At 30.9% G+C, this 13,984-nt stretch carries 17 protein-coding genes; 3 read left to right on the top strand and 14 right to left on the bottom strand.

The features are described 5' to 3' along the window. Position 1: 1 nt before the first annotated feature. From JJC03_RS09335 to JJC03_RS09390, 12 genes are all read right to left on the bottom strand, one after another. Positions 2-223 (bottom strand): hypothetical protein, encoded by a 222-nt coding sequence (locus JJC03_RS09335; protein ID WP_235873140.1) that lies wholly within the window; start codon positions 221-223, stop codon positions 2-4. Beyond that, positions 220-1,878: a DEAD/DEAH box helicase gene (locus tag JJC03_RS09340; RefSeq protein WP_235873142.1), complete on the bottom strand. Its 1,659-nt coding sequence runs from the start codon at positions 1,876-1,878 to the stop codon at positions 220-222. The genes JJC03_RS09335 and JJC03_RS09340 overlap by 4 nt, the downstream gene beginning before the upstream one ends. Before the next feature lie 25 nt (positions 1,879-1,903). After that, entirely contained in the window at positions 1,904-2,455 is a 552-nt protein-coding gene (locus JJC03_RS09345; RefSeq protein ID WP_235873143.1) for a hypothetical protein, read from the bottom strand. Between the two features lies 1 nt (position 2,456). Beyond that, complete coding sequence (locus JJC03_RS09350) at positions 2,457-2,750, bottom strand: helix-turn-helix domain-containing protein (RefSeq protein ID WP_235873144.1); 294 nt, start codon at positions 2,748-2,750, stop codon at positions 2,457-2,459. Continuing rightward, on the bottom strand, positions 2,713-2,940 hold the full coding sequence (locus tag JJC03_RS09355) for a hypothetical protein (protein WP_235873146.1): 228 nt from the start codon (positions 2,938-2,940) through the stop codon (positions 2,713-2,715). The genes JJC03_RS09350 and JJC03_RS09355 overlap by 38 nt, the downstream gene beginning before the upstream one ends. Beyond that, a complete protein-coding gene (locus JJC03_RS09360) occupies positions 2,937-3,377 on the bottom strand; it encodes a hypothetical protein (RefSeq protein ID WP_235873148.1) in 441 nt (146 codons plus the stop codon). Before JJC03_RS09360 ends, JJC03_RS09355 begins: the two co-directional genes overlap by 4 nt. Beyond that, positions 3,377-4,117 (bottom strand): MBL fold metallo-hydrolase, encoded by a 741-nt coding sequence (locus JJC03_RS09365; RefSeq protein WP_235873150.1) that lies wholly within the window; start codon positions 4,115-4,117, stop codon positions 3,377-3,379. Before JJC03_RS09365 ends, JJC03_RS09360 begins: the two co-directional genes overlap by 1 nt. A 2-nt stretch (positions 4,118-4,119) precedes the next feature. Next, a complete protein-coding gene (locus JJC03_RS09370; protein WP_235873151.1) occupies positions 4,120-4,986 on the bottom strand; it encodes a RecT family recombinase in 867 nt (288 codons plus the stop codon). Between the two features lie 208 nt (positions 4,987-5,194). Next, positions 5,195-7,231 (bottom strand): AAA family ATPase, encoded by a 2,037-nt coding sequence (locus JJC03_RS09375; protein ID WP_235873152.1) that lies wholly within the window; start codon positions 7,229-7,231, stop codon positions 5,195-5,197. Positions 7,232-7,375: 144 nt separating this feature from the next. Then, positions 7,376-7,591 carry a hypothetical protein gene (locus tag JJC03_RS09380; protein ID WP_235873154.1) on the bottom strand — a complete coding sequence of 72 codons (216 nt, stop codon included), beginning with the start codon at positions 7,589-7,591 and terminating at the stop codon, positions 7,376-7,378. 68 nt (positions 7,592-7,659) lie between these two features. After that, on the bottom strand, positions 7,660-7,881 hold the full coding sequence (locus JJC03_RS09385) for a hypothetical protein (RefSeq protein ID WP_235873156.1): 222 nt from the start codon (positions 7,879-7,881) through the stop codon (positions 7,660-7,662). After that, positions 7,878-8,090, bottom strand: a complete 213-nt coding sequence (locus JJC03_RS09390; RefSeq protein WP_235873158.1) for a hypothetical protein — start codon at positions 8,088-8,090, stop codon at positions 7,878-7,880. Before JJC03_RS09390 ends, JJC03_RS09385 begins: the two co-directional genes overlap by 4 nt. A 304-nt stretch (positions 8,091-8,394) precedes the next feature. Here JJC03_RS09390 and JJC03_RS09395 point away from each other — a divergent pair, with 304 nt between their 5' ends. After that, positions 8,395-8,934, top strand: a complete 540-nt coding sequence (locus tag JJC03_RS09395; protein WP_235873159.1) for a hypothetical protein — start codon at positions 8,395-8,397, stop codon at positions 8,932-8,934. Between the two features lie 184 nt (positions 8,935-9,118). Here JJC03_RS09395 and JJC03_RS09400 read toward each other — a convergent pair whose 3' ends face one another. Beyond that, the gene (locus JJC03_RS09400; protein ID WP_235873160.1) at positions 9,119-9,583 is read right to left on the bottom strand and encodes a hypothetical protein; all 465 of its coding nucleotides are present in this window, start codon (positions 9,581-9,583) and stop codon (positions 9,119-9,121) included. Positions 9,584-10,063: 480 nt separating this feature from the next. On the opposite strand from JJC03_RS09400, the gene JJC03_RS09405 reads away from it, so the two are divergent. Continuing rightward, entirely contained in the window at positions 10,064-10,831 is a 768-nt protein-coding gene (locus JJC03_RS09405; protein WP_235873162.1) for a hypothetical protein, read from the top strand. Between the two features lie 605 nt (positions 10,832-11,436). On the opposite strand, the gene JJC03_RS09410 is transcribed toward JJC03_RS09405, so the two are convergent. Next, positions 11,437-11,769, bottom strand: a complete 333-nt coding sequence (locus tag JJC03_RS09410) for a transposase (protein ID WP_309597797.1) — start codon at positions 11,767-11,769, stop codon at positions 11,437-11,439. 651 nt (positions 11,770-12,420) lie between these two features. On the opposite strand from JJC03_RS09410, the gene JJC03_RS09415 reads away from it, so the two are divergent. Then, a complete protein-coding gene (locus JJC03_RS09415; RefSeq protein ID WP_088398510.1) occupies positions 12,421-13,920 on the top strand; it encodes a sensor histidine kinase in 1,500 nt (499 codons plus the stop codon). Positions 13,921-13,984: the final 64 nt, after the last annotated feature.

Here is a 13,984-nt window from a genome sequence, read left to right on the forward strand (position 1 = left end):
ATTAAAGTGTTTTTAATAGATTTGGGAATTGATTTTGTAGGTATTCTATCTCTTGACCAGATAGTTTGTGACTAGACAATAATTTGTTGTTTTCAATCTTTATTACTACCTGTTCAGATACATTTCTGAACAGGTAGTAGGTGTTGCTATGATGAAATGATCGCGCAAAGGCTATTTCGTTAACCACCGCTTTACCACGGTTAATTGCGTTTATATCGATCATGTTTTGAATAGATTAATTACATTGTCCACAAATGTCATTTCCATATTATCAGTTGCTCCTGTTATAGTGTTGCCTATATGTCTTTTTTGCTGTATCATATTATACATATACTCGTCTATGGTATTGTTTCCTAAGAAGTAGGTACACATTACGGTATTTTTTTGCCCTATACGGTGCGCTCGATCTTCGCATTGTGCGCAATCGGCGTAGGTCCATGGGTATTCTATAAATGCCACTCTTGAAGAAGCTGTAAGGGTGATACCTACTCCTGCAGCTTTGATATTACAAACAATCACTTTTACATCTGAATTGTTTTGAAAGCTGTCTATAGATCGCTGTTTCTCTTCTTGGCTTAATCTACCCGTGACTTCTACTGCACCTGGGAATAATTGTATAACTTCGTCAACAATAGAATGTAGGTTAGCAAACAGTATTATCTTTTCTCCTGAATCTACTATGTCTTGAACAAAGTCTTTGACTTCTTTTAGTTTTCCTTTAGCAGAAATCTGTTTCAAAGCTCCCATTTTTACCATGATTTCACCTTGTAGCTTTTTAGCTATATCAGCATCATCACAGCCTTGTTCTGCGAGCCATTTTGTAAAGTCATTTTTAGCTTTGTCGTATTCATCTTGATTAGATATCGAACAAAGAATTGTTTGTCTTTGTTTTTCTGGTAAGTCTTTTGCTACTTCCTTTTTCTCACGTCTGAAATAACAGTGTTGGTAAAGCATATAGTTGAGTTCTTTCAAATTCGAAGCTCCAGAACCACCTGCACAATATCGCTCTTTGAATACTTTTTCGCTTTTTAGCTTACCTATAATAGCTAATTGAGGTAAGGCTTCTATAGGTCTGTTAGGCACCAAAGTACCTGTTAGTCCTATTCGGTATTTTTTACCTACTGCTAATCTTAAAGCTATTTTGGTTTGTTGAGAGGAAGGGTTTTTCAGCCTGTGTATTTCGTCAATGATTATCGATTTAAATAGATGAATTCGTTCATCCATTATCATTTCAGAAGATTTAAACCTTCCTTTCGGCATCGACTTTACGAAGTATTTCTTTAATGATTCATAATTGACTATAAATACCTTATTTAATCCCATTTCGTAGAATCTGTTCCAGGTATCTTTATTCTTATCTTCAAGGATTAAAGCGTCAATCCCTGTCCACATCTTCCATTCTCGTTGCCAGTTTATTTTAGTTGTCGATGGACAAACTACAACACAAGGAAATACATCTTCACCTTTTAGGTGTGCAGCATAAATAGTAGCTAATGATTGGAGTGTTTTTCCTAATCCTTGTTCATCACCATTGATAAACATTTTTAACTCTAAACCTCTGGCTATTCCTTGTAATTGATAAGGTCTGGGCTTGTAGCCATTTTCGCTGTTTACGATATTTAAATCGAAATCTAAATCAGGCATTGGAGGAATCGCCCCGACTATTTCGGGACGATTATCTAAAACAATCCACTCAGCTCTTGTTTGCTTCTGAACCTCCTCTAATTCCTGTTTTTTCGAATAAGGCACAACCCAAACTTTTTTTGCCCATGAAAACTTAGATCCGTCTATTTTCTTTATCTTATTTTCATTTGTGATCTTAAATCTGTCATATTCTATGCGAATATGAAACTCTGTTGGGTGCTCAATAATCTGCATTATTCAAAAGCACTCGTTTCTTGTTCTACTTTCTTTTTCTTTTTGACTTAGGTTCTTCTTCGTCAAACATTTCAAGTTGCTTTCTAGGCGCTTGCTTTCCATCCATATAAAGTAAAACCTCTCTTTTCAATTCTTCAATTAAATCTGACAGCTCGCTTACAAATTTGTAATCGTTTAACGAATCAAGGTCTACTAAGTAGGTGGAAAAAGAAATTGTGTCTTTAGAAGCCAAAACTTTACCTCCAGAGAGTGAAACAAAATTCAATCCTTTTTTATCTACTACACAGAATTCTGTCACATAGAAATTATAAAGTTTTGGTTCAATTGCATTCTCTAAAGGCCTGAACAAATAATCGTCGGGGTCGTTTATTGCATTAAGAGCCAAATCCTCGCTAATCTCTTCTGTTATGAAAGCGAAGTGAGGTATCAGCTTTCGGAATAGGTTAGCCAAATCCTCGTGAATTGGTGCGTCGGACTGGGTCTTAATAGTATTGTTTACTTCTGTGTCTTTCTGTTCGAATTCGTAATTAAGAAACATATTATTTCGTAATGAAGCCTTTTTAATCGTGATATTCATTTTATTTGGGGTTAATGTTTAGAAAATAAATTTTATATCGTGTTTTAGTGTACTCAGATAGTACTGGTACACCCCACATATCTTTTAGGTCTTTTACCCTTCTTCGAAGGTCACCTACTTTGTATTTTATCAAAGCTGTGCTAGTGGTTATCTTTTCTCCGCGTAATAACGCCTGATAAACAACTCTACATTGGTATGAAAAAAAAGGGTTGCACATATCAAAATGCTCTTGACTACCTGGTTTGTAGTCAATCCAGCTAATCTTGTACTTCTGTTGAGCATCTTGCTTTTCCATGAATAATTTCTTTTAAGATACCAGTGTTAGAGCCACCGATGTTTGGCAATATTTCGCCTGAAATAGAGTGGTGGATAAAAGCTGTTTCCAAAACTGAACGGTTACTTTTTTTCACCAATAGGTTTTGTTTGAACTTTTCTAATTTTGAAAACGCCTGTGTGTTTTCAATCATTTGAGGTGTAATCTTCATAAGTAGAGTTTATTGTTTTCGATTTGAATTTCTATCTCTTTTATGTAAGCTAAATCACTTGGTTCGGGCAGATAAATACCCGCTTCTTTAGCAGAATAATTTCTAAACCTTTCTATAGCCTGCGTGAGTTCCGCAGTAGAAAGGTCTGCAGAACTACGCCAACTATCTCTAATCTCTCCTGTTTTTCTGTTGATAAACTCAGTATGAAAAAGGTCTTGGTTAATTTGTTTTTTGAATACTTCCTGCTTAATGTAAGCAAGTGTTTCTCCGTATTCTAAAGCATACCAAGAAAGGATAAGGTGTAGGTAATTATTTTGACTAAGAGTTCTTTTGGGGCGTTTTTCTGTAAGCTCGAAGGTTTTTCGTTGAGAAATAAGCTGTCTTATTTTGACAAGAGCTCTTTGTGTATCAATTTTCTTTTCTGAATTATAAATCATCAAAAAGGAGTTTTATTAAAGTTTATTTCTAATCCATTAACAGCAGCGGTAACATTTTTTTGAGTTAACTCATTAATTTCTTTGACAAACTGTTTTTCATCAGAATTACTATCCGATAAGTGGATAAGCACAATGTTGTTTACTTGGCGTAAATCATTTGCTTTTAACGTTTCCTTGCAGTTAGCTAATGACATGTGTGATTTTAAGATCCTATTTCTTAAAAACTCCATTTCGCTTTCTGGACCATATTTTTGGTTAATAATTTCTTTAGAATAGTTAGCCTCAATTATAATATTGCTAAGTCCTTTAAACAGATACTTACAATAATAAGTATCTGTTAAGAAAAGTGTTTTACCGCAATCTGGATGATCTATTAGAAACCCCAAAGGTTCCGATGCGTCATGTTTTACATCAAATGGAAGTATTTTGAAACCACCTATTTCAACTGATTCTTTGGGGGTTAAGATATTAGCTCTTTTTTCATTAAGAAGGTTTCTAGCTTTTAAAGTTCCTTTCGAAGCATAAACGTCGATACCTAATTGCATTACATCATGCATTGCTTTAGCGTGATCAAGGTGTTCATGTGTAACGATACATCCTTTTAATTTTGATAAATCAAAATCAAAGGCTTGCTTTATCTCTTTGATGTTGACTCCAGCTTCAATTAGTAGCGCCTCATTCTCATTTTCGAGAATGTAGGCATTTCCTTTCGATCCTGATCCTATTACTTTAAGTTTCATAATTAGAATCCTGGTCCTTTAAATTCAGTCTCCATAACAGCCTCGGTAGCTTGAACTTCCTCAAATTGCGTTTCTACTGCTTCTGCACTAAAGTCTAATGATTCTTTATTTGCATTTGTTTCAACTTCATGTTGAACATTTTCAGCTACTACATCTATCACCTTTTCTTCCTCTAATGGATCGTATAAAACAGAATCATCAGATGCGCTTATAAGTAATTTACAAGTTCTGTTAAGCACTGTTTTTATTGCCATTTGGTCCGCAAAATTTTTGTGAGCTGAAGAGTTACCCCTTGAACCTCCTTGAGCCCATGCCATTTGAATTTGATTAATACTCATAACCTCTACGTCTACAGAACCATCATTTAGTTCATAAACAGCGTAAGCTCCTTTTATTTTATTAGTACCAACACTTTCTAAAGTTTGGATGTGTTTTATTACTTTACGACGCCCTGTTTTTTGGTCTACTTCAAATTCAAAAGTATCGCCTTCAAAAATGGCATTCCCTTTGATGCTTTTAAGCTTTCCATATCTTTTTGCAATAGCAATGTTACCTGCATATGATATTGAACATTCTAATTTATCTCCGTAAGGAATAAAGTAGCATTGTTTTTTTATCGGTGATACACCGTAGACTACCATTTTAAGCAAAGCTTCAGAAATGCTTGATTTGTCACACTTTGCAAGTAGATTATTCTTAGGGTCTGACAGAATAATGTATGCCGCTTTCAAAGCGTTTTCTACCTTATAATCTTTAGGTAAGGTCAGTTCTCCTGATTCTTGAAAAGCACTTATTTTTGAAAGCACTTGTACCGAAATATCGTTTTTTACTTTTGCCACTGCTGTAGCGTTGTTTGCTTCTGCGCTCATATTTTAAATATCTAATATTAATTGAATTTTAGAAATAACAGAGCATTTAACCTCTTTAAGATTAAAAGCTTGTTCTTGAATTTCTTTTTTGAATTTTGATTGTATGGACATTTGGCAGTACAATCAAAACTGCCAATTTTTACCCCGATATTTTCTTTGCAATTTTCAGCAAGTGTTCCATCGGGGTTTCTTTTTACTCTATAAGGAATCATAACTGAGCTATTTCTAACTCTTTAGTGGTGATCCTTAATTTAGTATCATTCTCAGAAACAACTAATCTGATTAGTTGGCTTTTTGTATCAATTAAAGTATGAACACTCTCTGCGTTGTCTATGAAAATTGGAGCTGATATTCCATAAAATTCCGACAGCACATTTATAACATCTAAACCTGCGTTGATTTTTGAAGCGGTGTTTATATCTGAATAAGGAACACCGTTTACCGTAACTTCACAAGTATCTTTAAAGCCACCATTAATTTGCTGGTCAAACATTTTGAATTTCACAAATTTGAATTTGCTATTAACAACATCTTCGAGCGCATTAACTTTTGCTTTTATGAAATTTTCAATGATGAATTGTTCTTTTTCTACATTAGCAATTTGTTGTGCTAAAGTTTTTTCTTCTTGTTGTAATTCAGCAATTCTTATTTCAGCAGATTCAATCTGTGCTTTAGTTTGAAGCTTTGATTTTAAGTTATCGATTTCGAAGACTAATGATTTTCGTTTTTCGATTAGTTCGGAATTGTCAACCGTTAGACCCACCTCTTCGTTGCTTTCTTTAAATTTTGATAACTCTATTGATTTTTCTTGATATTCTTTGTTTGAAGAAATCAATGACTCGTAGACGCATTCAAACGTCTGCATTTCAGAACTGGTTGAGTTTTCAGATTCTATTTTATAAATAATTTCTTGAAGTTGCGTTTTGGCATTTTCAACAGAACCTTTACCCGTTTCAATTCTTGCTTCAAAGGTTTTAATTTCAGCTTCTAAATTCTCTTTTTGAGCTTTAAGATTTGTGCCTTCCGCTTCAATTCGTCTAATATTAGTCAACTTAGTAGTATTGAAGTTGGTAATTGCTTGTGATTTCTTAGCTTCGATGTCTCCAGTTGGTAAAGCTTGTTTGCAGGTAGGACAAGTGCAATCATCCGTGTCGAATTCTAAAGTCTTGTTATTTTCTTCGTGCCATTGTTGGCGCTTATCTTCCATTTGCTTTTCAGTTGAAGAAATTTGATCTTCAATCCCTTCTTTCTTAGTTTTAAGCGTTTTTAATGCCGACTCATAGGATTGTAATTCCTGTTCTTTATCAGTTTTCTGCTTTACTAAAGAATCTAAAATAGAAGTATCAGATTTTAATCTGTTTTCAGCTTCTTTTTTGGCGTTTTGCTCAATTATTTCTAAATCGCTTTTTAGATTGTTTACTCTTAATTTTTGTTCTCTCTGGGAAGCTAATTTAGAATCGAAAGCTTTGTTTACATCTGAAATTTCTAAATCAACTTTATTAAGTTGGATTTCAAGGCTTGCCTTTTGTTTCTCTAATACTTCAAAATCTTGTGCCTCTGGTTTGCCTCTAAAAACTTCATCAATTCGAGACGGAATATTTTTTAAATCCTCTTTTGCCTTTTTGATTGAGGCTAATATTTGTGCCTTATAATCATCGAGAGTCTTTCCTTGTGTTAGTTTAGCAAGTAATTTTTCAAATGCAGAATTACCTCTTGCTACATCTTCATTTGATACCTCTCCAAAAATATCAATCAAAAGGTTTCGTCTATCTGGCCATTTGATTGAGTTAAAATAAGTAGGTGACGTAATCATTTTGAACACTTGCTCATCAAGAAGAGTGTTTATTTTTTTATTGAATTCGGTTATTGTCATTGGAACTTCATTCCAATACAAATCAATTTTATTCCCGCCAAATTCTCTTTCTTCATAACCTCTCTTTTTAACCCAATTTTCGCGTAATACTCTTTTAATTGTTAGAATTTCACTATCAACTATCAGTTCTGCCGAAACTTCGTGATCAATCATTGGAATTACATTACCAACTTCATCTAAAGTTTTAATTTCAAACTCTTTTCTGTCAGTAGAGTCTTTTCCAAATAATAACCATGTAAAAGCATCGGCAATTGTTGTTTTTCCTGTTCCATTTGCGCCAAGAATATCCGTTTTATTATCAAAGTCAATCGTCAAATTTTTAATTCCTTTGAAATTAATAAGTTGTATTTTTTTTATATTAATAGTCCTCATATATGTTTGTTTTTAAGTTGATTTTGTGATTAATACCATTTATTTGTTTTTTTGTATATCCAGTATAGAAGATTGAATATTCCTAAAAAAATTATACCCGAGATGCATAAGTAAATTATTCCTTCTATGAATTCCTCTTGCATTTTAAAACCAATTTAAATCACTAAATTCATAATCATCAATCATTTCGTTGAATTGAGGCAGTTTCCATCTAAAAGCAATTGTCAATAATTCAAAAGCTTTTTGTTCATTATCAGTAGCATCGAATTCTTTTCTGATAATTTTACCTAAAAGATCCTTGGATTTGTCATTGCTAACTTGAGTATGTACAAGTTGTTGCAATATTTGTATCTTTGTCATAACTTTAGTTTTATGCCATGCCAGGCGTTTATTAATCCTTAGCCACTTCCTGCAAGAAGTGGTTATTTTTATTTTGTTAGGTTTGCTCTTAGCTTGAATTTTGTTTCATCTGATAAAGAAAACTTTGGTTTTCTAGTAGGCTCTAGATCAACTCCCAATTGATCCAGAGCCTTTTGTGCTTCGCTTTCGAGACGTTTAGCATTGTGAATAAGGAGCTTAGCTCCTTCTTTCATCATTTTGGCAGATTCAACCTGCTGTTTATAAAATTGTATTTTTTGTTTTTTATTCATATGAAATTGAGGTCTGATTTTTCGAAAATTTCAGATTCCTTTTTATTGGTATGTTTCATTATAATTTTTACAACTATATAATTATTTAAGGTAGGGGCCTTGCGTTTTGCGTGGCCATAAACTGTAGTTTCAGTTACTTCTAAAAAATCAGCAATATTTTTCCTTAATGGAATATTATTTCTGATGATCTTATAAATTTCTTCTTGCATAGATTCGGTTTTTTAAAATTATTAGACCCAGTACCAGAATTGAATCTAGTATATATCTTTCAATATGTTTTCATTAAACTAACTGGGTATTTTACAACTGTAAGATTTAACTTATAATCTCTTGACAGTGTTTTTTTTGCCTTTCGTCGATTTTATTCAATATGTCAAAGAACTTTGCTTAATTTGCGCTTTGCAAATTGTACTTAGCAAATATAAAAACATATTGAAACATATCAAAACATTTTGAAACAAAACGAAACAAAATTATTTAATTTAAAATTATTCTAAATAAGATTTATGTCTAATGAAAGATATAAAGGTTAATAGGTTGAATATGAATGGGAAAGAAAGAATAGAATCTGTGTTAGCTTACTTAAAAATGACTAAACATGCAATAGGTGTATCGATAGGTGACAAGAATGGCATGAGGTTAACGTATGTTACATCAGGCAGGAATGAGATTTCTGAGAAGCTAGCAAAGGACATCAGCGAAACATATCCAAACATTAGGTTCGAGTGGTTGTTACATGGAACTGAGCCTATGCTAGTAGACACTAATCACGTAATAAATCGTGGAAAATCAGATAAGGATATTAACCATCAGGATTATTTAGCTATAATAGAGGAACAGCGTAATATTATAATAGAGTTGAGAAGTCAATTAGATTTATATAGAAAAAAGACTACAGAAGATTACAATAGTGTAATTGATATTACTAATAATAGGCTGAAAAAAGTTGAAGAATTTATTGACCTGATGAAAATCATGCTTAAGATAGACTCTGAAATTACCACATTGGAAGTTAAGCAAAATCAAAAATTGAAATTCCAAAAACTTAATTAAATGAATTTTTTAACATAAATAAAATTTCGTTTTTCAATTTTTTATTTTTTTCTTCTAAGAGAAGTAACATTACTTCTGCTTTAATTAAGCGTAGCTGTCTAAGCCTCTCTTTATCATCTTCGATAGAGAGGCATTTATTTAGTTTGTTTTTTAGTCTTTCAACCATTGTCAAAAATAGCTGTTTTTACGATCTAGAAGCTTTTTCTATTTCGTCCTCTATAATCTTGTTTAGATTCAATAATTCAATTCTTCGTTGTATGCCTATACTTATGTAATGTAAGAAAATTATTACTATTAACGTAGAAGGTGCCACAAAGTTCCATGAATTCATAAACTCATCTTTTGGCTTACAATCTTCTACTAGCAAATAGATTGATTGATATATAAACATGAAAATTGGAGCAACCAGAGAATATTTCCACCAATTTTTATTAGTAGTGTACCAGATGAAAATTAAAAATATGATTATAATCTTTTGAACCAAAGCCCACGCTAACGCGTAAAGGCTCTGGTAATAAATGCTTTCATATTTAAAAATAACAAAATCTACCTCCTTTTTATCAGGGACTAATTCATAACAATAAAAAAAAGGAACAGTTAAAATAATTAACAAACATATTATTTTGTCAATAGTAAATAGTTTAGCCATGAGTTGGTGGTTTTATTTTATCAGGATCTATGTCATAATAAGACTCAGATAGTCTTGATGTAGCTTCAGTTGCTTGGGGATCTTGATCATTCCCAGTAATGTAATCAATTACTTCTTCGTATGTGCAGCTTGTTGTGCAAAAAAATACAAAAATAAGAATCAAAAATTTTTTCATTCTGTTTGCGAATTTAAAGGTTTATTAAAAAAAAATGTTACGGTTTTTCCGTATGTTTTGTTAAAATTTTATTTGCTTTTGCAGGTGTTTATTTAAGTAAAACATGCGATTTCTACACAAATTTATATATGTTTTTCTTATTTCAGCTAAATAAAACACCTAATTTATTCCGTTTGCAAATTGCATCTACATAATTGATTTATACATTTTTAGCTGTTATTTTTTACTGTTTACCGATTTTTTTCTTTTTCAAAATACTTTTAGATATTTTTGCATATAGCAATTAGTATAAACTAAAAACAAATATGAAAAAAATATTATTTACATTCTTAGCACTAATTATCATATCATGTTCAAAAGAAACTAACGAACAGGTAAGCGCTTTAACAGATACAGTTTCCCAATCACAGGGTAAGTTTATTAAAACTAGAATTGTGACGGATATGAAAACAGGAAGTAAAACTGTTCGTAATTTCTATTTTGAAAATACTAAGCTGATAAAAGATGAAGAGGTTCTACAGAATGGAACTATTTTTAAAACAGAATATAGCTATATAGGCAATCTACTTAATGAGGAGAGAACCACTATATCAACGAAACAAGATATAGAATCTAGCAAGTACAACTATGACACACAAGGTAGACTTAGTAGGGTTGATAATCTTAAAAATGGCAAATTTACAGGTTATGATACTTATGAATATACTAGTGATGGTTTTTTGAAAAAACGTAATCAATTCAATTCTTCAGGAAGTTTATTTCAGTATGATTTATACGATTACGAAATTACAAATGGAGTTGTAGATAAATATACAGAAACAGAATATTCTACAGGTATGACCAATTACATTTATAAATTTGTTTTTTTTGTTAAAAAAAGTATAACTCCTTATTCAAAAATAAACCTTCCTAAGTATCTTATTCATGTTGGTAGAAATTACAATACAATACAGAAAAATACAGATTTCAACTCTAGTTTTTACGAGTATAAATACAAAGAGGATGTTCCAGTAGAGATGATTGAAAAGATAGACGGAATAGCTGTGAAGAAAACAGAATTTTTGTATTACTAAGTTTAATTTTTCAATGTTCAAATCAGACGTCAAAATACTTGAATTAATAGCTTATTTAAAGTATAAAGGTGTTGTGTCTTCAAACAAAGATTTTTGTTCGAAAATCGAAATGCTACACACCACAATCACTAAAATAAAAAAAGGAGAAGCGCACTTCACGGCATTACATATAGAGCGCATTTGTCAAGTCTATAAAGTGAATGCGAATTGGATTTTTGGGACTGAATCCTCTATGTTTTTAAAAACATAAACTACTGAAAAACAAATATTTAAAAATTTCATTGTCGGCAATGTAAACGGCAATGTAAGTATAAAAAAACAATCAAAAAGCCGTTCTTTCACATTACTATATTGCTGATTATCAGTCTTTATACATGCTATTTATAAAAGAGATTTGGATTCATAACCCTGAGGTCACGGGTTCAACTCCCGTCTTCGCTACAAGGCTTAAAAAGTCGAAAAGCACAGATTTTATGCGGTTTTAAAGTAATTTAGAGCCGCTTTTTTTATGTCTAAAATTAATGGAATTTTAGCTAACGAATACGTTAGCGAATACGTTTTCATAAAAACGGGGATCAATACTAAAAGTTGTGGAGGAACTCAAATTACGCATAAATTTTTGTTAGCCTAAAAAGGAAAAATTCTATACTACGCACGCCTCTAAATTGTGCTCTAAATGCTTTTATTTTTGCGTTAAAGGATTCTGCAGAAGCATTAGTGCTTCTGTTATCAAAATAATTTAGTATTGTTTTGTAGTGGTTAATTATTGTTCTGGAAATGGTATTAAAAGCTTTAAATCCTGTTTGATTTACTTTTTCGTGCCACTTGGCTAATTTTGTGTAAGCATATATTTTATTTGTTCTATTTTGAAAAATATTTGATAGTTCTATTGAGAGTTGATAAGCAATTTCGATATCAGGATAAATTTTAAATACAATTTTGGCTCTTTCTTAGATCAAGTCATATTCTTGTTTTTTAAAGTTTAGTCTTAAAATCTTTTCTTTAGGTTTTAAAGATTGTGTTTGTTCGGTGTAAGAAATCTCATTGTTTGGAAGTGTGAAAAATATAAAGAGTTAGGAATTTGTTTCTTTTTTGTTTGGATACTCTTTGTGTTTTGTTAAATATTTTATCTTTTTCCTTTCTTTGAAAAACTTCTGTAGTTTGATTTGTGTTTTAATCTTGAGTATAAGTAGGTAGGCTTCTATTGTTTTTTCATTGTGTTAATTTGGATTATAAAGTTGTTTAGCCTTTATTTAGTTTTATTTTTTAGAATTAATAGCTTGAATCAGAGATTTTTTGTGTTGATTAAAATTTAAATAAATTAGATTAAATGTATAATTTTTGGATTTTGATTTATTTAAAAACTTTTTAATATGTTAAAAAAATAAATCGAAATACAGCTTTAATGTTAAGTTGATATAATTTTTGTGTTAATTCATCGTTAAATAAAATTATGTGTAGATAAGAAGGAATATTTGTATTTTGTCTTATTAGTTTGTTTGTAGAGCTGTGTTTGTTTGTTTTGCATGCAATAAAATTATATTTTTCGGTATTTTTGTTTAATATTGTTTTTTAAAGTAGAATTCAAAATGCAATTAGAGCTGTCAGATCATTTTTTTTTAAACAAAATAATTTCTAATCAATCATTACTTTTTTTTCAATTTTCAGTGGGTTTAAATGGCTGTTTAGTTGTTGATTATTTACAGGGGCCTCATTATGATTTTTTTGAATCGGAGATTGAAATGTTTCAAACTGATCCTTTAAGTATTTTTAGAAAAGTAGTGTTGCCTGTAGATAAGTCTAAGATTTTAAGTTCTATAGATAGAAGTAGAAGTGATTTAAAAGAGTTGCAAATAGAATTTAGAGTCGTGCTGTCCAAGGATTTGAAATGGTATAAAATGGGAGCTACTGTTGAAAGAGAAGGAGGTAAAGTTTCTTTTTTTGGAGTGATTTCAGATATTACAGATCAGAAAAAAACAGAAGAGGAGAGTAGGATTGCAGAATTGAGAAGTCAATTTGCTAATCAGGCTTCAGGTATAGGGGTTTGGGATTGGAACTTAGAAACAAATCAAGTTTTTTATTCAGCACAGTCTCTTAAAATTTTAGAGATAAACGAGGGAGATGTTGGTTTGATTTCAAATCCTGAAAAGTGGGATACTTTAGTTCATCCAGATGATAAAGAAATTTATTTTAATAATATAAAAGAACATTTTGAGGGAAGAATTCCTTATTATGAAACATATCACCGTGTTTTATGTAATGGTGTTTATAAGTGGATTTTAGATAGAGGGAAAGTTATAGAACGAGATACTTATGGGAAACCTTTAAGGATTATTGGGACTCATACAGATGTTACAGTTCAAAAGGCAAAAGAACAAAAACTTCGAGAAACTTTTGATGTTGTTAATAGTCAAAAAGGGAAATTGATGAATTTTGCTCATATTGTTTCTCATAATTTAAAAAGTCATACAGAAAATTTCTATATGTTATTGTCTTTTTATAAAAATGGATATGTTTCAACGGAAGAAGTAATTAAGAGTTTACAGATTGTATATAATGAATTGAAAGGAACTATAGATAATTTAGTAGACTTAGTAGGAGTACAGGCAGAAGTTATTAGTGAGAAACAGAAGAATAATTTAAGATATTATGTAGAAAGATCGTTATCTGTTTTAAAAGAAATGATTTATGCTAAAGATATAATTATAAATCTAGATGTAGATAAAGATTTTGAGGTTTCTTTTATTCCTGCTTATCTTGAGAGTGTGATATTGAATTTAATTACTAATGCAGTGAAATATTCAGATCCTAATAAAAAAGATAAATTTATTTCATTTTATTTGAAATCAGAGCTAGATAATAATATTGAATATGATGTTTTATGTGTTGAAGATAATGGGATAGGAATTGATTTAGATAAATATCAAGAAGCAGTATTTGGACCTTATAAAACTTTTCATAAAAATAGAGCGTCTACAGGGATTGGTTTGTATATAGCTAAAAATCAAATAGAGGCTATGGGAGGTAAAATTACTGTTGTTAGTAAGTTAGATGTGGGGTCTATTTTTAAGGTTTATTTTAAGAGATAGTATTGGGATTAAATATTAGTATAAAAAAATCACGCTAAAAAGCGTGATTTTTTTATACTAATAT

It is taken from the genome of Flavobacterium oreochromis (assembly GCF_019565455.1).
Classification (GTDB): domain Bacteria; phylum Bacteroidota; class Bacteroidia; order Flavobacteriales; family Flavobacteriaceae; genus Flavobacterium; species Flavobacterium oreochromis.

Bases quoted from the DNA above. Each gene is read 5' to 3' on its own strand.
- JJC03_RS09335 (WP_235873140.1), bottom strand. From the start codon at position 223: ATGATCGATATAAACGCAATTAACCGTGGTAAAGCGGTGGTTAACGAA.
- JJC03_RS09340 (WP_235873142.1), bottom strand. From the start codon at position 1,878: ATGCAGATTATTGAGCACCCAACAGAGTTTCATATTCGCATAGAATAT.
- JJC03_RS09345 (WP_235873143.1), bottom strand. From the start codon at position 2,455: ATGAATATCACGATTAAAAAGGCTTCATTACGAAATAATATGTTTCTT.
- JJC03_RS09350 (WP_235873144.1), bottom strand. From the start codon at position 2,750: ATGGAAAAGCAAGATGCTCAACAGAAGTACAAGATTAGCTGGATTGAC.
- JJC03_RS09355 (WP_235873146.1), bottom strand. From the start codon at position 2,940: ATGAAGATTACACCTCAAATGATTGAAAACACACAGGCGTTTTCAAAA.
- JJC03_RS09360 (WP_235873148.1), bottom strand. From the start codon at position 3,377: ATGATTTATAATTCAGAAAAGAAAATTGATACACAAAGAGCTCTTGTC.
- JJC03_RS09365 (WP_235873150.1), bottom strand. From the start codon at position 4,117: ATGAAACTTAAAGTAATAGGATCAGGATCGAAAGGAAATGCCTACATT.
- JJC03_RS09370 (WP_235873151.1), bottom strand. From the start codon at position 4,986: ATGAGCGCAGAAGCAAACAACGCTACAGCAGTGGCAAAAGTAAAAAAC.
- JJC03_RS09375 (WP_235873152.1), bottom strand. From the start codon at position 7,231: ATGAGGACTATTAATATAAAAAAAATACAACTTATTAATTTCAAAGGA.
- JJC03_RS09380 (WP_235873154.1), bottom strand. From the start codon at position 7,591: ATGACAAAGATACAAATATTGCAACAACTTGTACATACTCAAGTTAGC.
- JJC03_RS09385 (WP_235873156.1), bottom strand. From the start codon at position 7,881: ATGAATAAAAAACAAAAAATACAATTTTATAAACAGCAGGTTGAATCT.
- JJC03_RS09390 (WP_235873158.1), bottom strand. From the start codon at position 8,090: ATGCAAGAAGAAATTTATAAGATCATCAGAAATAATATTCCATTAAGG.
- JJC03_RS09395 (WP_235873159.1), top strand. From the start codon at position 8,395: ATGAAAGATATAAAGGTTAATAGGTTGAATATGAATGGGAAAGAAAGA.
- JJC03_RS09400 (WP_235873160.1), bottom strand. From the start codon at position 9,583: ATGGCTAAACTATTTACTATTGACAAAATAATATGTTTGTTAATTATT.
- JJC03_RS09405 (WP_235873162.1), top strand. From the start codon at position 10,064: ATGAAAAAAATATTATTTACATTCTTAGCACTAATTATCATATCATGT.
- JJC03_RS09415 (WP_088398510.1), top strand. From the start codon at position 12,421: ATGCAATTAGAGCTGTCAGATCATTTTTTTTTAAACAAAATAATTTCT.